General features: G+C 35.6%; 24 protein-coding genes and 2 pseudogenes. 17 read left to right on the top strand and 9 right to left on the bottom strand.

The features are described 5' to 3' along the window. Positions 1-93: 93 nt before the first annotated feature. Positions 94-507, top strand: coding sequence for a YjdF family protein (locus tag AC2YJL_RS15720; RefSeq protein WP_195694828.1), 414 nt, complete (start codon positions 94-96; stop codon positions 505-507). A 41-nt stretch (positions 508-548) separates the two neighbouring features. Here AC2YJL_RS15720 and AC2YJL_RS15715 read toward each other — a convergent pair whose 3' ends face one another. Both AC2YJL_RS15715 and mle read right to left on the bottom strand, forming a co-directional pair. Then, complete coding sequence (locus AC2YJL_RS15715) at positions 549-1136, bottom strand: DUF4825 domain-containing protein (RefSeq protein WP_230932327.1); 588 nt, start codon at positions 1134-1136, stop codon at positions 549-551. A gap of 229 nt (positions 1137-1365) precedes the next feature. Further along, complete coding sequence (gene mle, locus AC2YJL_RS15710; protein ID WP_230932328.1) at positions 1366-2205, bottom strand: alpha/beta fold macrolide esterase; 840 nt, start codon at positions 2203-2205, stop codon at positions 1366-1368. A 277-nt stretch (positions 2206-2482) separates the two neighbouring features. Between mle and AC2YJL_RS15705 the strand changes: the two genes are divergently transcribed. The 4 genes and pseudogenes from AC2YJL_RS15705 (at position 2483) to AC2YJL_RS15690 (ending at position 5979) form a co-directional block, all read left to right on the top strand. Then, positions 2483-3223: a class I SAM-dependent methyltransferase gene (locus AC2YJL_RS15705; protein WP_230932329.1), complete on the top strand. Its 741-nt coding sequence runs from the start codon at positions 2483-2485 to the stop codon at positions 3221-3223. Between the two features lie 147 nt (positions 3224-3370). Continuing rightward, on the top strand, positions 3371-4147 hold the full coding sequence (locus tag AC2YJL_RS15700) for an SDR family oxidoreductase (protein ID WP_230932330.1): 777 nt from the start codon (positions 3371-3373) through the stop codon (positions 4145-4147). A gap of 284 nt (positions 4148-4431) precedes the next feature. Next, positions 4432-5222: pseudogene (locus AC2YJL_RS15695) on the top strand (phosphotransferase). Positions 5223-5727: 505 nt separating this feature from the next. Then, a complete protein-coding gene (locus AC2YJL_RS15690) occupies positions 5728-5979 on the top strand; it encodes a hypothetical protein (RefSeq protein WP_230932331.1) in 252 nt (83 codons plus the stop codon). Between the two features lie 218 nt (positions 5980-6197). Here the strand turns inward: AC2YJL_RS15690 and AC2YJL_RS15685 are convergent, their stop codons facing one another. Next, positions 6198-6524: a sensor histidine kinase gene (locus tag AC2YJL_RS15685; protein WP_230932332.1), complete on the bottom strand. Its 327-nt coding sequence runs from the start codon at positions 6522-6524 to the stop codon at positions 6198-6200. A gap of 118 nt (positions 6525-6642) precedes the next feature. Here AC2YJL_RS15685 and AC2YJL_RS15680 point away from each other — a divergent pair, with 118 nt between their 5' ends. Further along, the gene (locus AC2YJL_RS15680; RefSeq protein ID WP_487374808.1) at positions 6643-7062 is read left to right on the top strand and encodes a YczF family membrane protein; all 420 of its coding nucleotides are present in this window, start codon (positions 6643-6645) and stop codon (positions 7060-7062) included. A gap of 9 nt (positions 7063-7071) precedes the next feature. Here AC2YJL_RS15680 and AC2YJL_RS15675 read toward each other — a convergent pair whose 3' ends face one another. The 3 genes from AC2YJL_RS15675 to AC2YJL_RS15665 are packed head-to-tail and all read right to left on the bottom strand — an operon-like array spanning position 7072 to position 10921. Next, positions 7072-8175 carry a GerAB/ArcD/ProY family transporter gene (locus tag AC2YJL_RS15675; protein ID WP_230932333.1) on the bottom strand — a complete coding sequence of 368 codons (1104 nt, stop codon included), beginning with the start codon at positions 8173-8175 and terminating at the stop codon, positions 7072-7074. 19 nt (positions 8176-8194) lie between these two features. After that, positions 8195-9388, bottom strand: coding sequence for a Ger(x)C family spore germination protein (locus AC2YJL_RS15670; RefSeq protein WP_195694821.1), 1194 nt, complete (start codon positions 9386-9388; stop codon positions 8195-8197). Positions 9389-9418: 30 nt separating this feature from the next. Continuing rightward, positions 9419-10921, bottom strand: coding sequence for a spore germination protein (locus AC2YJL_RS15665; protein WP_195694820.1), 1503 nt, complete (start codon positions 10919-10921; stop codon positions 9419-9421). 105 nt (positions 10922-11026) lie between these two features. On the opposite strand from AC2YJL_RS15665, the gene AC2YJL_RS15660 reads away from it, so the two are divergent. Next, positions 11027-11182, top strand: coding sequence for a hypothetical protein (locus AC2YJL_RS15660; protein ID WP_195694819.1), 156 nt, complete (start codon positions 11027-11029; stop codon positions 11180-11182). Positions 11183-11439: 257 nt separating this feature from the next. Here AC2YJL_RS15660 and AC2YJL_RS15655 read toward each other — a convergent pair whose 3' ends face one another. Next, complete coding sequence (locus AC2YJL_RS15655; protein ID WP_487374807.1) at positions 11440-12333, bottom strand: AraC family transcriptional regulator; 894 nt, start codon at positions 12331-12333, stop codon at positions 11440-11442. Positions 12334-12526: 193 nt separating this feature from the next. Here AC2YJL_RS15655 and AC2YJL_RS15650 point away from each other — a divergent pair, with 193 nt between their 5' ends. The 4 genes from AC2YJL_RS15650 to AC2YJL_RS15635 all read left to right on the top strand — a co-directional run bounded on the left by AC2YJL_RS15650 (position 12527) and on the right by AC2YJL_RS15635 (position 14818). Continuing rightward, positions 12527-13114, top strand: a complete 588-nt coding sequence (locus tag AC2YJL_RS15650) for an NDxxF motif lipoprotein (protein WP_487374806.1) — start codon at positions 12527-12529, stop codon at positions 13112-13114. A gap of 106 nt (positions 13115-13220) precedes the next feature. Then, positions 13221-13766, top strand: a complete 546-nt coding sequence (locus AC2YJL_RS15645; RefSeq protein ID WP_487374805.1) for a hypothetical protein — start codon at positions 13221-13223, stop codon at positions 13764-13766. A 161-nt stretch (positions 13767-13927) separates the two neighbouring features. Next, positions 13928-14110: a hypothetical protein gene (locus tag AC2YJL_RS15640; protein ID WP_230932335.1), complete on the top strand. Its 183-nt coding sequence runs from the start codon at positions 13928-13930 to the stop codon at positions 14108-14110. Between the two features lie 309 nt (positions 14111-14419). Continuing rightward, complete coding sequence (locus AC2YJL_RS15635) at positions 14420-14818, top strand: hypothetical protein (RefSeq protein ID WP_195694912.1); 399 nt, start codon at positions 14420-14422, stop codon at positions 14816-14818. Positions 14819-15070: 252 nt separating this feature from the next. Here the strand turns inward: AC2YJL_RS15635 and AC2YJL_RS15630 are convergent, their stop codons facing one another. Further along, positions 15071-16585: an arylsulfotransferase family protein gene (locus AC2YJL_RS15630; RefSeq protein WP_195694913.1), complete on the bottom strand. Its 1515-nt coding sequence runs from the start codon at positions 16583-16585 to the stop codon at positions 15071-15073. A gap of 530 nt (positions 16586-17115) precedes the next feature. On the opposite strand from AC2YJL_RS15630, the pseudogene AC2YJL_RS15625 reads away from it, so the two are divergent. Further along, positions 17116-18611, top strand: a pseudogene (locus tag AC2YJL_RS15625) (class I adenylate-forming enzyme family protein). Positions 18612-18670: 59 nt separating this feature from the next. On the opposite strand, the gene AC2YJL_RS15620 reads toward AC2YJL_RS15625, so the two are convergent. After that, on the bottom strand, positions 18671-20893 hold the full coding sequence (locus tag AC2YJL_RS15620; protein WP_230932337.1) for an MMPL family transporter: 2223 nt from the start codon (positions 20891-20893) through the stop codon (positions 18671-18673). A 135-nt stretch (positions 20894-21028) separates the two neighbouring features. Between AC2YJL_RS15620 and AC2YJL_RS15615 the strand changes: the two genes are divergently transcribed. The 5 genes from AC2YJL_RS15615 to AC2YJL_RS15595 all read left to right on the top strand — a co-directional run bounded on the left by AC2YJL_RS15615 (position 21029) and on the right by AC2YJL_RS15595 (position 24572). Next, complete coding sequence (locus AC2YJL_RS15615) at positions 21029-21649, top strand: TetR/AcrR family transcriptional regulator (RefSeq protein ID WP_230932338.1); 621 nt, start codon at positions 21029-21031, stop codon at positions 21647-21649. 382 nt (positions 21650-22031) lie between these two features. Continuing rightward, positions 22032-22805 carry a TerC family protein gene (locus tag AC2YJL_RS15610; protein ID WP_016766363.1) on the top strand — a complete coding sequence of 258 codons (774 nt, stop codon included), beginning with the start codon at positions 22032-22034 and terminating at the stop codon, positions 22803-22805. Between the two features lie 676 nt (positions 22806-23481). Beyond that, positions 23482-23679, top strand: a complete 198-nt coding sequence (locus tag AC2YJL_RS15605) for a spore coat protein (protein WP_230932339.1) — start codon at positions 23482-23484, stop codon at positions 23677-23679. A gap of 17 nt (positions 23680-23696) precedes the next feature. Then, positions 23697-23987: a spore coat protein gene (locus AC2YJL_RS15600; RefSeq protein ID WP_230932340.1), complete on the top strand. Its 291-nt coding sequence runs from the start codon at positions 23697-23699 to the stop codon at positions 23985-23987. A gap of 258 nt (positions 23988-24245) precedes the next feature. Next, positions 24246-24572, top strand: a complete 327-nt coding sequence (locus AC2YJL_RS15595; protein ID WP_230932341.1) for a YflT domain-containing protein — start codon at positions 24246-24248, stop codon at positions 24570-24572. Positions 24573-24607: the final 35 nt, after the last annotated feature.

Here is a 24607-nt window from a genome sequence, read left to right as displayed (position 1 = left end):
TAGTCCGGATGCATTGATATGTATTAATGTCAGTAACCTTCCCCTCCTCGGGATGTCCATCATTTCATAGTATGTTTAGAGGAGGGAATCGTTATGTCACTAACGATTTACCACGATGGTCAGTTTTGGGTAGGAATTATTGAAGTTGTAGAAGGCGGTAAGTTAAAAGCATTTCGTTATGTATTTGGAACAGAACCAAAAGATACAGAAATATTGGACTTTATTTATAACAGATTGCTAGAGGTGATTAATCAATCAGCTCATGCAGGTATTGATGTAAAAATAAAACCAAATAAAAAGATAAATCCAAAACGTTTACAGCGCCAAGTAGCAAAAGAAAGAAATAAAGTTGGTATTTCGACTAAAGCTCAAGAAGCCATGAAGCAAGCTTACGAAGAAAAGAAAAAAAGTAGAAAAAAGAAAGCTAAACGATATCGTGAAGAGCTGAAGGAACAAAAGTATTCCATAAAGAAACAAAAGGCAAAAGCCAAGCACAAAGGCAAATAGAAAACAAATAAAGAGCCTTATTTAAGGCTCTTTATTTGTTCTTATTCTTTTACAATAGAAACATTCTTAAAAAATTGTTCTCGAATAGTTGCCGATTTAACTGCTTTGTTAATCTTCTCTTTATTATTATCTATAAATTGCTGTGCTTTTTCTTTATCAAATAACTCATTGCTATCTGGTAAAGTTTGAATGTTTTTAGAAATGAATTGTTTCATTTCTTGTCTAGATACTGAGAATTTCTGATCATCTATTTTAAAACTGTACCCTTCAGCATTAGGTATTAATATCGTTAAATAAATAGCATTATAAAGAAAGTTTTTCTCTAGTGTATCCTTACCGTCGAGCCAATATTTTAATATTTCATCTTTTGATAAAGAGCCCTCTTTAGTACCATACATTATTTTTGGTGTTTTATTATGTAAATCAATTTCTTTAAATGTTTCTCCTCCGGGCAATGCCCTTACGATAGCTACCACGTTAGAATTATCTCCAACATAAGTTCCACTGTGGTCTTTAAGCTCTTTTACATCAACAGTGTTAATGCTTGTGACTTCTTCTTTTGAAGAACAGCCGGTTATGCCTACAAGGATTAATAAGATTAAACAAAAAAGTACCTTAAAATATTTCATAAAACCTCCATTTTATTACTTAAATACCCTTATGTGGATATTGTACGGAATATCAGTGTATCGTAAATGCGATGTTTTGAAAAGGTGTAGATACTTTTGTACAAAACACCCTTTTCTATAGGAAACGTTTTGTCTACTGTAAGTAGAAGGAAGGAACTTTGAAACATGAAAAGACCCCAAAGCTTTCTTGAAAAAGCGCTTTGAAGTCTTCATATCTCATGTTTTACTTTTAGGAACTAATCTCTATAATTGATTGGATAATTTGTTCCCAGTCCTCACTATGGACTTCATGTCCTGTACCCTCAAGAGCTATTAATTTAGCATGAGAAATAGCTTTTGCAAGAGCAAGTCCATGTGCGTATGGCAGCGCTGGATCTTCTGTTCCATGAATAATCAGCGTAGGTATAGTAATTTCACTCGATCTGTCATAATATTGGCCTCCTCCTTGAAGCAAAGCATGGTTAAATCTACTCGGCAGCTGTTTGGCGCGGGCAGCTTCTCTTTTTGCTAGCTTATACATTCTTTTCTCTTCATAAGGTTTTGTTCCACTTAAAATTTTCCATCCACCTGCAAGGTAGGGAACAGTCTCCTCTTGATTTGACCAGTCTATGGAAGCGCTCTTCGTGTGGTAATCAAGTATCCGCTGATCCATGGGGGGCAATTTTTCCGCCTCCGTTCCAAATACGCTTGATGCAATTAAAGTAAGGGAGTCTATGCGATCCTGATATCTAAGAGCAAGGATTTGTCCTATCATCCCGCCCAAAGACATTCCAACAATATGAGCTTTGTCTATAGAGTAAGCATCTAAAACACCAATTGCATCGTCAGCCATATCCGTTATTGTATAGTTAGACGTACCGGGTGGATAAGTGGTAGATCGCCCTAAATCACGATGGTCGTAACGAATAACAAATCTCTCATGTTCAGCGAGGCGAAGACAGAAGTCTTCATCCCACCAATCTAACGAAGACATTGCTCCCATTATTAAAAGTACAGCAGGATTCTTGGGGTTTCCAAAACTTTCTGTACAAATCTCAACGTTATCAATTTTTATTATCTCTTCATTCATTCGTGTACCTCCTTTTAAGTGTTAGAGAAATGAAAAGCAGTCCTTTATTCAGTTCTCTAACATAGGGATATTTCCTTTTGGAATTTTATTTAGGAAATCGATTATTCTACCTATCTCTTTACCTTTTTACTAAAAAGTAAAATATAACGTTCTTGAAAATGTAAGTCCAAACTTGTTGAAGACTAGGGGGATTCAGTTTTTGCTGTCTGTAACATGTTGATAAGGCAGGAAAGTTGAATGCATGTATGGAAAAATACTTATGTGAGGTGAAATAAGAATGAATGATTACTATGGACAGCTCTGCACAAGGGTGTACGAGAGTGATAAATCTTTTGCAAATAGAAAAGAGCTGGAGTTTTATCTTTCTTTTGTAAAAGACCAAAATATGAAAGTATTAGAACCGATGTGCGGGAGCGGTAGAATGCTTATTCCATTTATGCAAAACGGAATTAAGATTGAAGGGTTTGATATTTCTAAAGAAATGCTTAAAACGTGTATAGAAAAAGCTGAAACACTAAGTATTAAACCGAATGTATGGTATCAAGATGTCGAAAGTTTTAAAAGTAGTAAAAAGTATGATCTTATTATGATACCTTTTGGCTCTTTTTCACTGTTAGCTGATGATATTGCTGTTAAGAGTCTTCAAAATATAAGAGCAGTTTTAAAAGAAGACGGGAAAATACTTTTAACGATTATGAAGAAAAAAAGCGAAATTGAAGAACTAGTAGGTTGGACTGAAACGGATAGAGTTTCTTTTGATAAGGAAATCATCGTCGTTTACAAAAAAAGCTGCTACGATAAAAGAACAAGCTCTTTGAATACTAAGATAAGATATGAGCTACTTCAAGGAAATAAGACAAAAAAGGTGGAGATAATGGATTTTCCTCTTCGACTTTATGGCTCAGAAGAATTTGAAAGTATCCTTAATTCTAATGGGTTTAACAATCTCACTGTTCATGAAGTAAAAGATGGCTACGGAGAAGGCATCTCATTTTTTGTCTATGAGTGCCGAATATAGACATTGTAATACCTTTTAAACTTTAATCAGATTTTTATGCAGTACGACTTTATAAAATACATAGATAGGATTGCTGAAAGCATGTGCTACTAGTAAGTATACATCTCTAATAGTACTTTGTTCAGCATTTCCATGAGGAGATGCTTTATGAAACGATTAATGAATAAGATTGCCATTGTTACTGGTGCTAGCCGAGTGCAGGGTATCGGTACTGAAATATGTCGGGAGCTAGCTAGAGAAGGGGCAGATATCTTTTTCACTCACTGGTCAAAGTATGATCGTTCGATGACTTATTTTAATGAAGATGATTCTAACTGGTCGAAACATCTTATAGAAGAGATTTGCAGTCTGGGAGTGCGGTGTGAATCAATGGAATTGGATTTATCGCAACCCGATGCACCAAGAAAGCTGCTTGGTGAAGTTCAAAACAAACTAGGTTCTCCATCAATCCTTGTAAATAATGCAACACATTCCGTGGACGTAGATTTTCGTTCTATAGATGCTGATATGCTTGATGCTCATTATAACGTGAATGTTAGAGGGACGTGTCTTTTGACTGTTGAGTTTGCACGTCTAATCGAAGGTAAGCATGGCGGTCGAATTATTAATATGGTTTCAGGTCAAGATAAGTCACCTGAGCCTGGGAATTTGGCCTATGTTGCAACAAAAGGTGCTGTTTCTACGTTTACTAAATCAGTTGCTATTGAATTAGCACCTCTTAAGATTACTGTTAATGCTGTAGATCCTGGACCAACTAACACTGGCTGGATGAGCAGTGAGTTAAAAGAAGAGCTACGGCCAAAGTTCCCGATGGGTCGACTTGGTGAGCCACGGGATGCCGCAAAATTAGTTATTTTTTTAGCAAGTGAAGAATCAGAATGGATTACCGGACAAATTATTCACTCAGATGGAGGCTTTGGTTGATTTAACATAGTAGCGGTCTTCCACTTTTTAGCGGATTTTTGTATGAAACAAGCAGTTAAAAGGATCTTCGAATGAAGATTCTTTTTTTATAATGTAACGTAACATGACGATAACCGATTTTCTCCACTTTATTAGTCAGTCCCAAAGGATTGTTGATGGGCTATAAAAGAAAAAGTACGGGCTTTTCTGAATCAGTAGTAAAATCAGGTATTTCATTTATGACGAATGCTTTATCATTTTCACTTATTGACGACAAATAGGATATATTCAGGGGGAATGTTTATATGTCAAGCTTTGAGGACGAAGAAGTGCTAACAGGAGGGAATGTCTCTAACGTTTATCGCTCGGGAGAAACTGTACGACGAGAACTAAAATCAGATAGCCATAAATTTCATAAGCTATTAAAGCATTTAGAGAACAAAGGTTTTAGTTATACGCCAAAATTTTTAGGCATTGATGAAAAAGGAAGAGAGGTCTTATCATTTATTGAAGGTGAAGCTGGTAATTATCCTTTGAAGAAATATATGTGGTCTGATGATGTTTTAATAGAAATAGGGAAAATGCTCCGTCTTTATCATGATTCAGTGAGTGATTTTTCATTCGATTATAGCTGGAAATCAATAGATAACACTCCTAAACCATTTGAGATACTATGTCATAATGATTTTGCCATATACAACATCATTTTCAAGCACGAAAGACCAGTAGGCATCATTGATTTTGATGTTGCTGGGCCCGGGCCAAGAATTTGGGACATTGCTTATACTCTCTATACGTGCGTCCCCTTAAGTAGATTTTATCTTTCTGAAACAGGTGAGAAGATTTATTATAATTCATTGCAGCATGCTCAACATAGAAAACAAAGAGTGAAATTATTTTTGAATCTTACGGCGAAGAATTACAAGAAGGTTATTTGGAAGTGGTATTGCTGCGATTAGCGGGGTTATGTAAAACAATTATAAGAAAAGCCAGTGAAGGCGACAGGGCGTTCCAAAAAATGATAGACGAAGGGCATCTTGAACATTATCAAAATGACATTAAATTTATTCGTGAACATAGGAAAGAATGGGTTTAAGGATACGTTTTAATGGAAGAAGCAACACACTTTTATTAAAAAGCATGTTTATAACACCCTTTATGTAAATGATGGTTGTTATTCTTGGTAGAGGAGCACTTGTTATGCGAATTATTAATATTAGAGAACAGGTAGAGTACAAAGATAAAGCTATTGAATATATTCAGAGATTGTATTTAATAGATTAGCGATTAATTTTTATTTGAAATGTTTTTAACTGTTTGAATCAGTGAGTAGCGGGTATAAGTTGATTATACAAGCGTAGTGCCCCCCAGGAACATGCATGTATATTTCTTTTTCTTACTTACCCTGTTTGAATCCTCTTTTTATAGAGGGTTCTTTTTTTGTGTCTAAAAGATATAACTTTTTAAATTATATCTATCAAACACTTTAATCATATATGTATTTTATACTCACTGAACCTAGGTCACGTTACGAGATGAAAGGGATTCATTCTGTTTTTAAATTGCAGTAACCAAAACGATCGCTGTTAGAGGAGGCTCCTGTGTTTCAAAGGAGATTTTGCAAACGATATAGTAGTGGAGATCGTCGTACATCTCAATCTCGCTCTATAGTAGATAATTTCCAAAGAGGAGATAAAATTCAAGTTTTTTCTGCTGGAAGACAGCTTGATGGAAATGGTACGTTTATTCGAGCAGAAGGCGGATTTTTGGTATGGGAAGATAATTCAGGTAATAGAAATACGACTAGTTTAGAAGGTATCAGCGTTCGCAGATTAAGAAAACGTAGTTGCTAATAATTTGGACAAGCTCTGATTTTATATAAATAAAAAAACACCTTCAAGCTGATAACCCGGTATGGAGTAACGAGCAATCACTTGGAGGTGTTTTTTCTCATGAAAAACTCGGGATTACGTTTTAGATGCATCCAATAGATAGCATTTTTAGAAATTAAATATTGATAGTTGCTGCATCACTAGTGGTACATGAGCTAATTTATATAAAAGCGACTTACTCAGTTCGTAAGGGGAAAAGTAACTTTAATCTCTGTTCCAGCATGTTCTTTGCTTTGTATATCAATTTCTCCTTTATGGAGGTTCACAATATTTTTAGCAATAGCTAATCCGAGTCCACTTCCTCCTGAATCCCGTTTGCGGGCTTTGTCTACTCGATAAAACCTTTCAAAAACATGAGATAGTTCTTCTTTTGGTATGCCAATGCAATAATCTTTTATTCGGAGAATTCCCTTATACTGATCACTTTCCAAAAAGACCTCAATTACATCGGTACTATACTTTATGGCATTATCTAAAAAGATAATGCTTACTTGTTTCGGCTTCAATTCATCTTCCTTGATGAAAATGGAGTGGGAATTTTTATGCAGGATAATAGGTCGGTCATAAATTTGTATGAACTGAGTTACAAGGGCTGTACTGAGAGAGACAAGGTCAACTGATTTTATGTCAACAGGTTCCGAGTCCTCTAATTCAGCTAAACTTAATAGTTCAATGTCCACAATTCTTGTTGCGTTAAATTTTTATAACAAATTGCTTTGCAGAAAATCAATTATTTTTCATCATTTAATAAATATTATTGAATCTCATGGATGCCTTGTATATTTTTATATTATTTACCGCAATTTAAAAGAAAAAGGTGAGGCTGATATAATGGCTAAAATAATTCCATCCTTATGCATTTTGCTGGGGGCTTATGTTCTTATTGCATTCATCGACGTTTTTCAGGGAAACTATATGTTTCAATCGTTTTATAACCTAAAACAATATTTTGTAATTGCCCGTGGAGAAGATTATTTTTTGGTTATTTTATTTGCTTTGATCTTCCTTACTGTTAGCATTTTTCCTGTTTTAAAAAAACAATAGCCTCCCTTGTCATGAAAGGGCAGGCTTTATTTTTTGTTTTATATATGCTGTAATCAGCAATAGGATGGGAATTGCTATATGAAAAGGAAGGTGCAATAAATAAGGAACAATTTTGAGTCCTTCATTTATATGAGCTTGGTAACTAGGAGCAATCATCAGTGAGGAGAAAAAAATAACACCGCCAATTAAATAAATGTTTGTAACAGAAGATTTCATTCGAAACAAATCAGCCGCGCCAATCACTGCACAAAAGAAATAGATGGTTATTTTAACAAAACCTAAAATGACCATGAGAATAAGAATAAAGGTATCCAACCTTTGAATAAAACTAGCTATGTTAATGTAACTCACAGCTGTAAGAGCCGGGAAAGAGGATCTTAAAACAGTCTCTGGTCCGAGTACACACAAAAGAATAATCGAATTAATGGTTAAGACAATTCCTCCTGTTATAATGGCGGATAACCCAATTGTTGCAGCCTGACTTTTTTTATTCAAATAAGGAAGAATCATAGTGAAGGTAATCAATTCCCCGAAAGGAACAGTAATACCAAGAGGGACTAACTCTTTCCCTATGTTTCCCCATCCATTTGCTAATACGGGTTGAAGGTTTTCCACCTTGATATAGCCTCCTACTACATACAAAACATTTAATATAAAAAGAGTCAGTAAAATAACAACAAAACATAAGCATGTAACTCGTGCGAATGCTTCTATTCCTAAGTGAATACTATAAATCAACACAAAGGTCATACATATCCCCAGCGTAATAATCGATGTAACATAGTAAGAAGAACTAATTAGTAATTCTTCAAAATCACGTAGTACTCTTGAAGCAATATAAACAAAATAGATAATATAGCAAAAGCTGATAGCACCGCCTACGTATTTACCCCAGATTTTAATGAGGTAGCCAGTCAAAGGCATATTAGGGTATCTCTTATATAAGGAGATATAGACTAAATACAGTAAACATCCAAAAAAAGTAGCCAAAAGGGGGACTACCCATGCATCTTGCCTAGAAGCCTTTCCTATATCTAAAAGTAACGTACTGCCTAATATAAAGATAAACATCATACAAAATAATTGAAACCCATCGATTTTTATTTTAGTCAACGCTTTTTCAGCTCCTCATCTAATTTACCTCATAAGGATTTGTACGCATTCCGGTATTTACAATACTGACGTTCACATTCATCGATACCTTCGCACTTGAAAATAGATTCTCCCAATTCTGTTTATGCTGACGCCAATAACTAGGGTTGGTTCGAGATAAGCTATCACCAAAGCCAAAAATATCTGCCTTTTCTTTTTGTGCCATGCTAATAGTTTTTGTAATTTCCTTTTGCAGTTCATTTTGGACTTCTTTTTCCAACTCTTTTAATACCTTAGGGTTGCTTAAATCTTTCTGGCAAGATGTTTCCGTAATTTCTCCCATCACATTCAAATCTGTATGAATAAAAGGTTGTCCATGGCGGATTTTTGTCTTTATTTTACTTTTTATTCCGGTCGTCGTAACTGTGATATTCGCATTTATATTACAAGGGAAAACAAGGGCCGTGCTCTTCACTTTAGACGTAACAAGTTGAACAGATCGAGCCTCATCGCCATCCAGCCATCGAACTAATTTCCCTTTTCTAAACATAGCTAATCCTTTTACCTGCATAGCACTTGGGCTGGTATTCTCTAAATTGCCTGCTTCTTCTGACTTCTGAGATGGTTTGTTAATGGTGATTCCAGGAAGAGATAGATCTTTTCCCTCACTCAAAAGCATAGAAATAACTTCATATGCTTGTATATTACTAACTATTCCGTACATTTTTTGATTGTTCTGGGTTGTACTTAGGATACTTTTGACTGGAGTAACCTCGAAAGGTTCAATTACACCAAGTAATTTCTCAGCAGTTCCATCACGTGCAATAAAAACTGGAATACTTGTACGAGCTTGCTTGCCTCGATCCAAGGCATCAAATAATAAGCTAAGACCATTTCTTGCTAACTTTTCACCTACAACGATAAGCGAAAGATGAGAAGTAATATGTTCTCTTGGGATGACGACAGAGGCTTTTTTTAATGCTTCCACTAACGTTTTGGCCGTTACTGTATAGTTAATGACAGGAAGACCTTGTCCTCCCGACGAACTGCCTTGTGACAAACCACTTGGGTTAATGACCTGATAGGTTACTTTATAAGGTTGTTCCAAATTTTCATTCTTATCAATTCCCAATCCTATAATAACTCCTATTTGGTTTAATTCTCGGTAATTCGAACATCCTGAAACGCATAAACAAATGGCAGCGATCCATAAAAGCGAAAGATAAGTTTTCATTTTCTATCCTCATTTATCTTTATACGAAGTCTATTTATTTTGATGTTTTTTCAACAGAGATGGTAAAGAGAATCGAACTAAAGTATCCTTTTGCTTTTTAAAATCAAAGGGAGCAAAAGGTGAAAAGTAGGGGATACCGAAAGATCTTAGACTACTTATATGAAGCCATATACATAAGGTCATAAGCAAAATTCCATATAAGCCAATAAATGCTGAAATTAGAATCAAGATAAACCGAAAACCACGGGCCGCATTGACAATGCTAGTAGATGGCAGTGTGAAATTGCTGATGGCAGAAATAGCAACAATGATCACAACAGCCGCCGATACAAAACCTGCTTCTACAGCTGCTTGTCCTAAAATCAGCGCTCCTACAATGGAGACTGCTGGTCCGATTGCTCTAGGCATTCGGATTCCTGCTTCTCGCAACATCTCAAAAGCTAGTTCCATCACTACCATTTCTACAATTGCTGGAAAAGGAACTCTTTCTCTTTGCGCCATTAAACTGACCATTAATGTGTTTGGAATAAGTCCCTGATGATGCGTAATCAATGCTAAATAGATAGCAGACGCATACATAGAAAGAAAAAAAGAACCAAATCTTAGCATCCTTAAAAAGGAAGCAATATAATAATTTTGATAATAATCTTCGGGAGACTGAAAAAATTGAGAAAAAATAGCAGGCGCAATTAATACAAAAGGTGTTCCTTGTACAATAATAGCAATTCGACCTTCTAATAAATTTCCTACAACGGCATCAGGTCGTTCCGTATTTAATAGAAGTGGAAAAATAGTCGTCCTATCATCCCGGATAAATTCCTCAATATAGTTCGACTCGAGGACCCCATCTACCTTAATCTCTTTTAAACGTTCTTTGATTTCCTTTAGAATACGTTCATCTGCATTCCCTTTAATATACATGATCCCTATATCTGTTTGAGTTACGCTTCCAACTTTCATGCTGTCTAAGCGTAAATTAGAATCCTGAATTCTAGCTCTTATCAAGGAGGTATTAGTCCTTAAATTCTCTGTAAAACTATCTTTAGGTCCTCTAACAACAGTTTGGCTGGTTGGTTCTGTTACTGCGCGGGACTGAAGTTTTTTTGTATTGCCAATGAAAATTTTAGAACTTCCATTCAGTAGGATGACCGTATCACCAGTTAAAACGGCTGACATAAATTCATGCCAATTCTCTTTTATAGTCAATTGAGATACAGTTAACATCTGGGGTATTTGTGCTTCTATCTCTTTGACGGTTACTACTTGATTACTTTCCTTAAGCCACTGAATAAGAGGAGTCATGATATTTTCATTTATAATATTTTCATCTGCTAATCCGTCAAGGTGAATAACGGCTGCTTTTAACGTTTTTTGATACGGAGACTCAACCATTCGAAACGATACATCAGAGCTATTTCCTAATTCGTTTAATAGTCTCTCTATATTTTTATTTATATCATCATATAAGGGAGTTGCTGAACAATCCGTTGTCTTTTCTTTATTAGAGCTTTTCAAAAGATATCTTTGTCGCACGTTTTACCACCTTTTATATGAGTGAATATTTGTTATACAACGAGTAACGTTATCATTCCTATAAAATGTAAAAAATATGCGCGTGAGGAAGATATATAAAATAAAATGATAGGAAATGTATCTAACTTTGTTTTCTATTTTGTCGCATTAGTTGAACGTCAAAATAAAGCTGAGGATTCTTTAGAGTTTTTAGATGAAAATCAAAGCGGGTTAGCTGGTATTACTTTATATCCAGTGACAGATGAGAAGACATTGTTTTAAGAGTGAAGGAATTGGAGAGAAAAGCATCTTACATTTCTCTGTATATCTGATGTTTTTATGGCCGGTATCGTACATTACGATAATTAAAAATGAAGGGAATATTCATATTGATTGATTCCAAAATTCCCAATGCAAAAGAACAAAAAGCCCTCTCTTAAGTTTAATTGCTTAGAGATTGGGCTTTTGTATAGGAATATCTTCAGTATTATAAATGAATTTCTACACTACTTTTCTCTTAAACAAATGGGAGTTCTCTTTTATGCCTTAACAGTCTGTTTTTTCACAGGAATGTAGATGTCAATCTCTTTATTTTCTGAACCATAACATCTTTTATCATACAGTTCAAACTCCATTGATCCGTAGTGCTCATAACCTGATTCTGGAAACCATTCTGTAAAAACATAGTTCCATGTGGACTGAATGGAAGAAGTAAAAGATTCTTCATTTGATTTTGGAGTAGTGAACACGGCATATTCTAGTTCAGGGAAGCTTCTGTAAACTGTTCCTTCAGGAGCTGGAGTGCCTTCCTTTACTTCCATGCCAATTATATAAACAAACTCACCCGTTTCAGGATTAAAATCAGTGCAAATACCAAGCTCTGCGTTTTCGTTTAGGGGATTGGGGATTTTAGAGCCTAATCCATTTTGCATGTACTGTTGCCAAAATTCAGGAATGTCTTTGTTATTCTGGCCACCCTCGTTCTTCGTTTTTAGCTCATATCCAATGACATAAAAAGCAGATTTAGTGACTAGTTTTGGTTCCATCTTAATTCCTCCTGACAAAAGTGTGGTAGTTAGGTAGGCTTTTCCCCGCAGAGGTCCAGATATTCTCCTTGCGTTACGGTATTGCTTCGGTGAAACATCATAAAATTTTTTGAACGCTCTGTTAAATGATTCTTGATATTGAAAACCAACATCAAGTGCGATATCAATGACTTTTTCATCTGTGAAAAATAAGCGTTCTGCTGCGCGTGTAAGTCTTCGTTTCCTCACATAATCCATCACGGATTCTCCAACCATGGCTTGGAAGACACGGTGATAATGAAAAGGAGAAAAGCAAGCAATTTCTGCTAACTTTTCTAAAGTAATTTGTGTCTCCAAATTCTCCTCAATGTAATCTAGCGTTCTCTGTATACAAGTTACATAATTCATTTACATTCACCTACCTTACGTTCACTATAACAGCAAACAAATCGTTGTTCTTAACATTTTTTGCTATATTCAATTAGATGAGGGTAGTTTTGCAATATACGCCTCTAGAGGTATAGTCCCAAGGGGAATTTTAATGCTGAAATTTTCTATGTGAATTAATGGAATTAACACATTGGTAAAGGGAGCGTTTGAATTGAAGAAACTTTATTTTAGCTCAATGATGATTTTTTTATTAGGTGTTTGTTCTTGTCAGGAAAGTACAAAAGAAGTTAGTGAAGAAATTGTATTACCAACTTCTATATTTAGTTCATCGAAAAATAATGCTGTAATTGATGAAAAGGAAATGAAAGAAAGTATAAAGACTTACTTAAATACTAACGAGGATTTATCCAATATCAGTGATCAATTTGAAGAAATGATGGATTCTGATCAACAGCTACCTAAAGCTGAAGCGAAAAAACTTGAACAACTAAACGATCTGGTCAAAGAAAATGATCGTAATTTTTCCACATATATCTCGCACAATACTCTACCAAAAGGATATAAAAAAGAGTCCGAGAGAATTAGCCGCTTTATTACGGGTTCCAATCAAATTTTGGATGAACTGGATCAAGCCATCGATGACATGGTTGAGCATATGAGCGAAGGAGATTTTTCTGAAACAGAAATTGAGTCACTTATGAATAGAAATGAAGGTGTAAATGGAAGGGAACAGAAAAAGATAGAGAATTTTCTAGATGACAAAAAGATTGATACAAAAGCTTTTGGACGAAAGAGTTAAAACAATTTAATAGAGTTGCTTTGGGTAGGGGGAGTTTACTATTGGAATAGTTAAGTCTACAAACAAACTTGTATTTTCTATTATCTATTTAGTCTTCGGTACAGCTTTGGGGATAGTAGCCAAATATTTAGATACTGTTGCAGGTGTTAATGGAAGCTGGTGGATAAATATTCTGCCGTATTTTGGGGATTTGTGTTCTAGGGCCGGTATTTGGGTCCTGATTGCTACCCTTATAGCCGGGTATAGTAAAACCAAAATTAGTGCGGCTCTTAATACATTCATGTTCTTTATAGGAATGCTAACGGGCTATTATATATATTCCGCTTTTCTATTTGGATTTTTTCCAACTAGTTATTTTTTACTGTGGGGAAGTATCGCACTAGCGTCGCCGTTTCTAGCAGCTATCGTATGGATGGCTAAAAATAATTTACGTCTAGCTTGGATATTACCAGCGTTGCCTATGGGGTTATTGCTAAGTCTTTCTTTAGCGGTTGGAGTATTTTATATCCATGTAAGTTATATGGAAGAATTCATTATGTACGCTGTTTTATGTGGAGTCTTTTATAAAACCACAAAGCAACTCGCCGTAATAATTGCGATTTCATTTATTATTTCGTTTATTATTAAACAAGTAAGTCCGTTTCACTTTTGATTTAGATGAAGATTTTAAAAAAATGAAAGTTTACTATGTGAAAAGGGGATTTCGATAACTAACTATAAATACAAAATAAAAATACTTTTACATATATATTCTTTAAAATACAGTAATTAGGAAACTTTTATAGAAGTAATTCGTATAAAGGGTAGGAGGTGATGGATATTAACACTGAAAAACGTCTGGATGAAATTGAAAGAAAATTAGATGATTTACATAATAAGATAAGTAATCAAGAAAACAGAGCAAAGTATAAACCTATCTTTACACTTCTGCTCATTTTATCTGCAATTCTCATATCTTTTGTGCTGATAGGTGTTGTAAGCTTTTTTACAGGTTAATTTTTTTTACTAATCTCTCAAAATTATTTCTGGGAAACCTTTCATTATTTAAACTAACGACAATTCATTTTGTATAAACTTGTATGTAATATACCCGCTTAAGATAAAAGGGGATAAAATTATAATGGAAAGTGAAAAGAAACGTTCCGCATTTAGCGCAGCTTTCAAAACCTACGAACAGTTTTTAAAAAAGATCTTACATATGTTCTTTGCTAGATAATATTCTACGCCATGTTAACTAAAGATATATATTTTAATAAAATATATGGTAGTAAAAATGACATTATGGTGTTTACATGGAGGAAGAGCATGAGAAAGTTTTATATTGCTTTGTTTAGTCTTTTCTTTTTTGTTTCATTAGTTGGATGTCAAAGTAAAGCTGAGGATCCTTTAGAGTTTTCAGGTGAAACTCAAAGCTGGTCAGCTACTATTACGTTATATCCCGTTGAAAGTAGTAAAGAAACAGCTCAAATTAATTTGAATTATCTAGGTGATAAGATAGAATCGGTAGGGGATTTTAAGATTAATTTAGACACTTCAAATAATGAAAATGGAGTTGCAGTAAGAGATGCAAGATTAGATAAAGAAGGAAAATTTAAAGAGAAAGTAAAGCTGGAGGCTAGTGAAGGTATAATGAAATCTAAACATTTGATTTTAACTGTTAAATGGAATGACCAATCAGAAGATATTGTTTTAAAAGTTAAGTAATTCGAGAGAAAAAGCTCTCATACTCAACTGTATCAAGCATTCCTTCAGGTCTTTCTCTTTATACCATTCGTTATAATATCATATACCAAAAATTTTACCTTTTAGATTAATAGAGTAGGGGTTTTTTAAAAAAAATCCCTAGCTCACATAATTTCTATTTGATTCCGTAAAAGGTGAATGCCCCCTCAAACCTTCTGAGTAGGGGGGCACTATAAGAACATTTTTAAAAATCTAATAGAGGATTATTAATGCTCACTTTCGTCTATTTCTTCTTATTTTAACGTAAGCAGTCGGTGATGTACCAATCACGTTCCCGCAGGAGTCTAATGCTTTTACTTGAAAATAGGGGCCAACTGCCTGGACATGGATATCTGTTTCAAATCCAGTCCGAGGAGTACTAAATGCTACTACTGATAACTTAAAAGCTGTTGGCCCCGCCAGTACCTGCCAAGCGACCGTTTCCGTTGAGCCATTCCAGGATGCGTAAACGGTAGCTTCACTGTCTCGCAGTAAATCTACCGCTATGCTAGGCGGGTAAAGGGGTAAACCTACCCATTTATTTTTAAATGCTCGATATGAAAGGTTTTGATTTGGATATTGCATATCGTATAACAAATTAAATGAAGGATTTCTCGTTGAATTTCCAGCGTTTCTAAACTCTGAAAGGTATGGTTCTTGTCCCCACCCAATGAGTTGATTTCCATTGGAAAGCTTTTGCGCATTTCCTTGACTTGGAACATATAAAGCGGGAGCATGATAATATGTTCGATCTACATTTGCAACCTTGTGTTTATAGTCTAAGTGAAGAATTAAACCACGCGCTTGCCCTTGAGGTGGAGAATCAGGAGAAGCACAGCATGCATTGTCAAACAAGCTTATCCTGTTTTCGGACCTGTAGCGTGCATCATGCTGCCAAGAAAATTTGGCGTTCGGTCCAAGCCTAAAATCACTTTGCTTTCCACCAAGTTGCCAAATCACCTTTCCCGTTTCTTTGTCAATATTATAAATAGCCCACATACTACGCATGCTCACTAAAAGTGTATTGTTTGGACCTTCTTCGACTGAATTTACGTGGTAACAATCCCATATATTATTAGAGCTTGTTGCGGATGAAGCAGGTACCATCGAATCAGATGGATTAATATGTTTAAGTACATCCCAAAAGAAAAGAAGCTCTCCCGTCTCAATGTCTACTTCTTGAATAGAGTAATTACTAAAATACCCATGTAATGGCCCTCCATACTTAGATAAATCTGCGGGTATTTGTTTTACCGCTGTAAACAAAGCCGTATTCCGTTTGGTAATTGTAAACTCGTGCAAATCAGAGGTAAACCCTTTTTTAGCAAATAACTTTTTAATGCCCTCATAATGCTGATTGATAATTTGAAAATAAGCACCAGGCTCAGGTTCACCTACTGGAAGGTTAGGGTTTGCAGTTTGAGTTCCTGAAATTGTTCCTTGCCACATCGTAAGAACAGGGTTTCCACGGTACATTTGTACTCGAAAGTCTGTGTTTTGGATATACCTACTAGCAAGCGGTCTAAACCACACTGGATTACCCGTCTGTTCCATAATTAGTGACCCGGTTTGCCCAATCATCGCTGCTCCATATACCGTATAGGGCGCAACAAATAATAGGCCGGGAGCTGTTCCAGGCTTATTAGTATTAATGGTAACCTTCATGGGATGTAAATTAGGAGCCGAAACAAAATTCCATACTTGCGGGTTTGAATGATTAGCGGATGATTGTGAATTCAACTTATCCATTCCCACTCTCATCTCCTCTAGCTTTTATTAGTAAACACTGTCTCTTGAGCTATTAATATGTCATTTGCTTCAAAATATGTACGTGCTGTTTAGGTTTAGGTCTGTCTTGAGTTTGCTCGTGATTAGCAGGTCAAGAGAAGGATAAAATGGAAAGTGGCAGGGAGCTTATGAATAAAAGTAAAACCGCAAACGGAAGAGAGCAAAAAAAGATAGGGGGACTTTTTAGATGAAATGCTGTTAATAAAAAAGGCTTTGGACAAAAAAGTTAATCACACTTTAACAGATAGGCGTGTTTTGCTGATTTTAAATACTTATATATAGATAAAACATACGTAAAAAACGAGCTCTTGTTTATGAAGAGCTCGTTTTTTTACATGCTAAAAAGATATGAATTTTTCAAACGCCTATAATTAACGTTTTCGTTAACGTTAATTATGGGTAATGTAGTTTATGGATTTAAAAATAATTAGAATGAAGCACCATTTAAATATGATTCAAACTGGTCATTATCATTAAAGGAGAGAGCTATTATGTACACACTTGGAGAACTATTAGAGCAAAGGGCTACACAATCTGCTGAAAAAGAGGCTTTAATTTGGAGTACATCTTACCATACATTTAAAGAATATAATGAACGTGTCAATCAACTCGCTCATTACCTGTTAAGCCATAACATTAAAAAAGGGGATCGAATTGCAATTCTCTGTCAAAACAATCATCCATTTCCTACGATTCTGCTAGCTGCATTAAGAATCGGAGCCGTAGCGGTTCCTATTGGCTGGCAGCTTACGAAGTATGAAATTATCGATATTTTAGATAGTGCACAACCTAAAATTATTTTCTATGACCAAAAATTTCATGAGGTTATTCCTTTTGATTCTGAAATATTAAATAGCGTTGTTACTTTACAAGTAGGAAGAAAAAATAGTGTGGAGACAGTTGAAGAATATAATGAAATTTTTTCTGAGTATCCTATATTAAATCCCAATATACAGGTCTCTCAAGATGACATAGCTATGCTTCTTTTTACTTCTGGAACAACTGGCAACGCAAAAGCTGTATGATTGAGCATGGTCATGTGTATTCTTATATACAACCATCTAGTCAACGAATCGATTATGAAGAGGATGGTCGTTTTCTTGCCTCGCATCCTTTTTATCATATGAGTTCTATTAATAATATTTTGAAATCTGTTTCCAACGGGATGGGGTTATTTTTGTTGTCAGATCCTACACCGGAAATCATCTGGGAAACGATTGAAACTCATAAGATCACTATGATGTTAGGGTTTCCCTCTATGTACATGCAAATGCTCGAAGCAGTGAAAAATGAAGGGGCAAAGAAATCTTCACTAAAGGTTGCTATTGCCGGAGGGGCAAAAGTTCCTGCTTATCTTATTAAGGAATATGAAAAATTAGACATCAGCATGATACAAGGTTATGGAAGTACAGAAGCATGGACAGTCAGTGTATGGACACCAAATATGGGAAATGAAAAAATTGAATCAGCAGGCAAGCCTCTTTCTGGTGTAGAAGTAAAAATTATTGATCCCGAGTCAGGACAAGAAGTGAAAGCAGGAGAAGTTGGAGAAATTATTATAAAAAGCCCCTATTGTTTTAAAGGCTATTGGCATAATCAAGAGGCGACTGACAAAGTCCTTAGAGATGGCTGGTTCTATATGGGGGACGCTGGAAAGGTAGATCAAGACGGCTTTTTATATATTATGGGACGCTATAAAGATGTTATCGTATATGGCGGTGATAATATCTATCCTGATCAGGTAGAAGAAATAATTGAGCAAATAGATACGGTTATAGAAGCTGCTGTAGTAGGAGTAGAAGACCCAGTTTATGGAGAAAAACCTAGAGCGTATGTGGTAAAAGATCCTCATTCTTCTTTAACAAAAGAAGATATCTTAAAATATTGTAGAGATTGTCTAGCAAGCTACAAAATTCCCCAAGTTTATTTTATTGATAAACTTCCTAAAAACCAGCTCGGTAAAGTATTAAAAAGAGAACTAAAATGAAGATAGTTAAAAGCGTGGGCTGAATGCAGTCCACGCTTTTATGATGGGAGATTATATATTTACTGCTCTTTTTCTGGTACCATTTCAACTTTACCTGGCCAAAAAGCAAACCTTCCTAAAACCGTCGTAATCGCAGGTACAAGGAATGGTCGCACAATAAATGTATCTAACAGAACGCCTAAAGCCGTGATAATTCCGAACTGAACGAGAACTTGAATCGGCAGTGTTGCTAGAACCGCGAAGGTAGCAGCTAAAATAATTCCAGCTGATGTGATCACACCGCTTGTTTCGCTTACGCCTTCTCTAATGGCTTGCTTTAACGGCATGTGCTTCTTTTTCTGCCAGATGCTTGAGATCATAAAGATATTATAATCCTCACCAAGCGCCACTAAGAATACAAACGCGTATAAAGGAATCGCTCCTTGAATAGCATCTGCCCCCATGATGTTGTGAATGATGAGCCAGCCTAACCCTAAAGCTGCACTGTAAGACAAGATGACCGTTCCAACCAAGTAAAGCATAGCTACAATAGAACGTAAGTAAGCCAATAGCAGCAGCGATATAAAAATAATGATTAGCGGGACAATGATACTGTTGTCTTTATCACTAACCGTCATCGTATCATATTGCGTCGCTGTTTGACCGCCAATCCATACTTTAGATTCCACTTTGGAAACTCCTGACTGCGATAGTGCCTTTTCTGCTGCATCTTTTAAGTCTGGAATAGCTTCCATTGCTTCTATACTATATGGATTTATATTAAACGTGACGTCATATACTTTTAAATTCTTATTACTTTTACCGCTTTGAGGTGCAGAAACGGCACTAATAAGATCATTTTTCTTTAATGCTTTTTCTAGATCTATTGATTTTCCTTCCGTATCAATAACTACTTGTGCTGGCGCCAGTTCGCCAGGAGAGTATGCGTCAGAGATAACCGCAAACCCTTCACGAGAAGGCATATCTTCAGGGAAAGAAGACAATATATCATACGTGTACTTGATTTGACTAGAGTAAATGGATAAAGCTCCAAAAAAGACTAGACAAGCTACAATGATTGTCCATGGTTTCGTCGTAACCACATTACCAATCCAATTCCCGAAACGGTTTTTCGCTTTTCGGTTACGCACCGGCTTTCCTTTCTTTTTCGCCAATTCCTCTTCCATTTCAGGAGTGCGAGGGACAAAAGGATAAAAAGAACCTCTTCCCATAACTGCAAGCAGGGCAGGAATAAGAGTCAAACTCGCTAATCCCATAACCAGAATAGATAAGCTAAACGGGATGGCAAAACGGTGGTAAGCACCGTATTTTGCTACGATTAAAGCTAGAAGAGAGATGACAACTGTAAAGCCACTCATGGCTATAGCACCTGAAGCACCTTTAAAAGCGTTAATAAGTGCTTGTCTCTTATCTTTTACTTTGCGAAGCTCATCGCGATAATGAGAAATTAAAAATAAACAATAATCTGTTCCGGCTCCAAATAACAAGACCGTCATAATGGATATGGACTGTGAATCGACCGTAATCCATCCTTTATCTGCTAAAATACCGAGAAATGGACTCAGCACCCCATAGGCAAAACCTACACCGATCAAAGGAATAATCGCTAAAATTGGGGAACGATAAATGACAAGAAGTAAAATTAAGACTAATAAAACTGTCGCGATTAGTAAGGAAACGTCTGCTCCTTCAAATAGGCTGGTTGCATCTACTTGAATTCCTACAGGTCCTGTAACGCGCGTGCTTAGCTTATCTTTTTCATCGATATCCGTCGCAAAAGAATCGTATGAAACATTCTCTTTTACTTGTTTTTTAATCGTATCTAGGTTTTTTTCTAGTACATCCGTTTCAACGTTTTCTTCAAAGAAAATAGGCTGTACAAGAGTTGTTCCGTCTTTCGAAACCATCTTTTGCAGAGCTGCTAACGGTAATTTATGCAAAGGCGGAGTAGACGTTTGTGCTTCTAATGGTTTCTTTTCTAAATCCGCCGCCATTTGCTGAATAGATTTTAGATCATCATTATTCAAACCTGATTCTTTGTGCCATGTAAGTAAGGCAGGAACCCCTGATGAATTAGGGAATTCTTTCTTTATAAGATTTTCAGCTTCTACGGAAGGTGAATTCTCACTTAAGTTTGGTGCATTGTTTACTTCCGTCTTATTCACAGCAGGCCAAGCAATCGTGAGGACTACAGTTGCCAAAATCCATACGGCAATTACAATCCATCGACTCACTTTCCCAGTCATATATCGACTGAATGTTGCTAAAGGTGATTCTTTCATTAATTCTCCCTCATTTCCAAATCTGTTTGTTTCTATTACAATATATATAGAACCTTCAATAATTATATATACCAGAAGGTTAATTAATCAACTAGTTTAAATGTGCCAATTTCTTGAACTAGAAGGAGGGCCCTTATGAATACGAATCAGACACCGAAAAAAAAGCCTGGCAGACCTAAAATAACAACTGAAAATAATATAACGAGAGAGCAAATTTTGAAAACAGCTGCTCATTTATTTATGGCATACGGGTACGAAAAAGTTTCAATGGAGCAAGTGGCTGAAGCGAGCGATGTGACCAAGGCCAGCGTTTACTACTACTTTAAAAATAAGGCAACTTTGTTTACAGTTTCCGTATCAAGCATGTTCCAGCGTATTACAAAGCAGACGGAGAAATTATTGCAAAATTCCAATGGGTTAAAACACAGATTATATGAGGTAACATTGGATCATTTAAAGCGGCCGCATATTGATTTTGAAACATTATTGCAAGAAGCGGCTTCTTCGCTTACAGAAGATCATATTCATGAAATTCGTGAGGCAGAGAAAGCGATACATCAGGCATTGGAGAACGTATTCAAACAAGCTGCAAACAACGGGGAAATTGTTACAACAAGCCCTCGCTTGCTTGCGCACACATTTTCAACGGTCACAATGATACGGAATAAAAAAGAATTAATAGCTGAATTAGGAGGACCTGAAAAAACGGCCAAGGCTCTAGTAAATCTTTTTTGGGTAGGGATTGGTCCTAATTGACCTTTTTTATTGCATGGTACAAAGAAGAAATAAAGAACGGCTAAAAAATATTGATCAATATTTTTTAGCCGTTCTTTTCATTGGCCGCAAGTACTTTGTAAAACAAGCCTGAAATAATAGCCATTACCTATTAACCATCCAACTTATAGAGATGTTGGTTCAAAGTTTTCATTAATCATGTAAAAAAACGCAGTTATATGATAAAAAACGTAAAAATTTAATAATTTGGTTTTTATTTGTATTTAAAGCAGTATTTTATAGAAGGTTAGTGTTAAAATAATGAAAATCCTATCTTTTAGGGTTGCCTTTAGGATATATGGTTATTCTATTGTAAATAAAACCTTTAGCATAACAACTTACATTTTGGAAAGGAGAAAAATGGATGGAATCTATTTGGCTCGAATACGTGTGGGCATTACTGATTCTAATCGGATTAGAAGGATTATTATCAGCTGATAATGCTCTTGTACTAGCAGTTATAGCTAAACATTTACCCGAGGATCAGAAAAAAAGAGCGATTAATTACGGAATTCTTATGGCATTTATTTTTCGGTTTGGAGCTCTTTTTGCCATTTCATTTATCGCCAACGTCTGGTGGATACAGGCCGTAGGAGCAGTTTATCTTCTGTATTTAGGTTTGAAGCATGTCATTCAGGCGCGATTTGGGAAACATAATGAGAATATTCATGATGATGATGAGAAGGAGTCTGCTGGAAAGGGGTTCTGGCCGACAGTTGGGAAAATTGCGTTAGCTGACCTAGCTTTTGCCATCGATTCTATTTTAGCTGCGGTTGCTATAGCTCTTGGACTTCCGGATTCACAGTTTGGAGAAATCGGTGGGATGGACGGAGGGCAGTTTGCAGTTGTAGTTCTTGGAGGAGTTGCAGGCCTTATCTTAATCAAGTTTGCAGCAAGCTGGTTTGTAAAACTCCTTGAAAAGCGACCTGCCCTAGAAACGACAGCATACGCCATTGTTGCCTGGGTAGGTGTGAAACTTGCTGTTATTACTTTTGCACATAAAGATATTGGTGTCTTAGATCCCCATTTTCCTCATAGCACCATTTGGACCCTGATTTTCTATGGAGTCTTAGTTGGTATCGCGCTATTGGGTTGGTTTGCACCGGGCAATAAGTCATCAGAAAAATCATCAGCCTAGAAGGTAATTGAGTGTAATGCGCACCCTGAACCCTTACTCTTTCCGTCCAAATGGATCCTCATTTCAGCATTTAAAAGGATGTTTAGATTCTATAGAAAATTGAGTTTTGTAACGATCAAGTGCGTTAATCCAAGCCGGGTTAACGCACTTTTTAATTGAACTGTTGCGTAAACGAACCTGATTATTTTATTTATTATTTTTGTTCCTTTTACGATAATCAGTAAAGCAGGAAATTAAGAAAATTCCAATAAAAAAACCAATAAAAAGACCGATAAGACTTTCTATTTGAACATCCTTTTCTCCAATTATTTTACCGTAAATTACTCTGAATACAACACCAATGAAAGAGAGAATAACAGCCTTAATAGTAATACGTAAAAAGTTGATAGAATCACACCTTTTTACAAAATATATTACCCAATTTTAAACGATTAAAAAGGTCTAGCAAGAAAGACTTACAATTTAAGGTTCATTGAAGGGTTACATATTACACCTAAAGGGATTTATTCTGCAATACAATGGAAGGTCAATTGCAAAAACAGGTGATTATTTTTGTTAGTTTTAATATTCCTGTTTCTTTTTCTAAAATTTTTAAAAAATAATCAATACTTGTTTAAATGGAAATCATTTGGGAATATAATTCACAAGTTAAAAAAATGACAAGGAGGATGCAAACATGGCAAAGGGACTAGCTATGCACGAAACGCTAGAAGTTCACGAAATCTTAACGCTTAAAGCATCATGCGTAACAAAAGGAACAGCGATGTTGGAATTGGTAGACGATGAGGAATTAAAAAAGATTCTTGAAGAAGATGTTCAAACATCTACTGAAGCGATTAAAGAATTGAAAAAAATCTTAAAGAAAGCTCAATAAATAGGAGGGGTAGAAAAATGGCCACTAAAAGTACTCTTACTAAAACGTTAGACGATCTTGCTATTGCGACTGATTTATTATTATCAGCTAAGAATAGTGTACGAACATATGCGGTAGCGCTTACAGAAACGGCGACGCCCGAAGTTCGAAAGGTATTAAAAAAGCAATTAGATAAAGCCATCGAGCTTCATGAAAAGATTGCTCAATATATGATTGATAATGAAATGTATCACGCCTATGATGTAGAAGAACAAGTAAATCACGATTTAAAAAAGGCAGATAAAGCGTTAGATTTAACGAAAGGTTAACTAAAATTCCCCCTCTGACAATAGAGGGGGAATTTTTTAAGGTTACATAAAAAGTTCTCTTTTGATATTTCTACACAGGAAAAGAAGTCTATATTTTATTCTCTTAGAAGTAGATAATTTACCCCGTTTTATACAATATTTAGATGATATTATATAGTCTTTTATCCCATATCCGAATAAATTGGTTTTAATTGGCTGCTGAAGGATACACCTATTAGTAGAACGACATATTCTATGGGGATAGAGGAGGAGAAAATAGTGAAGGAAATTAAAGTAGCAGAAAATAGTGGTCAGGCAAATAAGTTTATTGAAGAGTTTTTTGCTAACGGGTTTAGTAAAAGTGAAATTTATTTATTGACTTATAATAAAGAGCGCTCGGAATATTTAACAAATACAACAAATACAAAAGAATATCGAGGTTCTGAACAAGGAGTTTTTGAATCTGCAGTTAATAAGTTATTTTCTCGTGAAGATGAACTTCATTCTAAAATGGCCTCGTTAGGTTTAACCCAAGAAGAAGCTAAACAATGTGTCGGTGAAATGAAACAAGAACGTATAATTATTATTGCAAAAAAAGATGTGTAATGGTTTTCCTTTGCAATAACTTTTGAAGAAACTAA

Source organism: Priestia sp. SRI_019, assembly GCF_057586255.1.
The sequence above is the reverse complement of the archived record's forward strand: the minus strand, read 5'-3'. Positions and strand labels throughout refer to the sequence as shown.

Bases quoted from the DNA above. Each gene is read 5' to 3' on its own strand.
- AC2YJL_RS15720 (WP_195694828.1), top strand. From the start codon at position 94: ATGTCACTAACGATTTACCACGATGGTCAGTTTTGGGTAGGAATTATT.
- AC2YJL_RS15715 (WP_230932327.1), bottom strand. From the start codon at position 1,136: ATGAAATATTTTAAGGTACTTTTTTGTTTAATCTTATTAATCCTTGTA.
- mle (WP_230932328.1), bottom strand. From the start codon at position 2,205: ATGAATGAAGAGATAATAAAAATTGATAACGTTGAGATTTGTACAGAA.
- AC2YJL_RS15705 (WP_230932329.1), top strand. From the start codon at position 2,483: ATGAATGATTACTATGGACAGCTCTGCACAAGGGTGTACGAGAGTGAT.
- AC2YJL_RS15700 (WP_230932330.1), top strand. From the start codon at position 3,371: ATGAAACGATTAATGAATAAGATTGCCATTGTTACTGGTGCTAGCCGA.
- AC2YJL_RS15680 (WP_487374808.1), top strand. From the start codon at position 6,643: ATGTCAACAGGTTCCGAGTCCTCTAATTCAGCTAAACTTAATAGTTCA.
- AC2YJL_RS15670 (WP_195694821.1), bottom strand. From the start codon at position 9,388: ATGAAAACTTATCTTTCGCTTTTATGGATCGCTGCCATTTGTTTATGC.
- AC2YJL_RS15660 (WP_195694819.1), top strand. From the start codon at position 11,027: ATGATAGGAAATGTATCTAACTTTGTTTTCTATTTTGTCGCATTAGTT.
- AC2YJL_RS15655 (WP_487374807.1), bottom strand. From the start codon at position 12,333: ATGAATTATGTAACTTGTATACAGAGAACGCTAGATTACATTGAGGAG.
- AC2YJL_RS15640 (WP_230932335.1), top strand. From the start codon at position 13,928: ATGGATATTAACACTGAAAAACGTCTGGATGAAATTGAAAGAAAATTA.
- AC2YJL_RS15635 (WP_195694912.1), top strand. From the start codon at position 14,420: ATGAGAAAGTTTTATATTGCTTTGTTTAGTCTTTTCTTTTTTGTTTCA.
- AC2YJL_RS15630 (WP_195694913.1), bottom strand. From the start codon at position 16,585: ATGGATAAGTTGAATTCACAATCATCCGCTAATCATTCAAACCCGCAA.
- AC2YJL_RS15620 (WP_230932337.1), bottom strand. From the start codon at position 20,893: ATGAAAGAATCACCTTTAGCAACATTCAGTCGATATATGACTGGGAAA.
- AC2YJL_RS15615 (WP_230932338.1), top strand. From the start codon at position 21,029: ATGAATACGAATCAGACACCGAAAAAAAAGCCTGGCAGACCTAAAATA.
- AC2YJL_RS15610 (WP_016766363.1), top strand. From the start codon at position 22,032: ATGGAATCTATTTGGCTCGAATACGTGTGGGCATTACTGATTCTAATC.
- AC2YJL_RS15605 (WP_230932339.1), top strand. From the start codon at position 23,482: ATGGCAAAGGGACTAGCTATGCACGAAACGCTAGAAGTTCACGAAATC.
- AC2YJL_RS15600 (WP_230932340.1), top strand. From the start codon at position 23,697: ATGGCCACTAAAAGTACTCTTACTAAAACGTTAGACGATCTTGCTATT.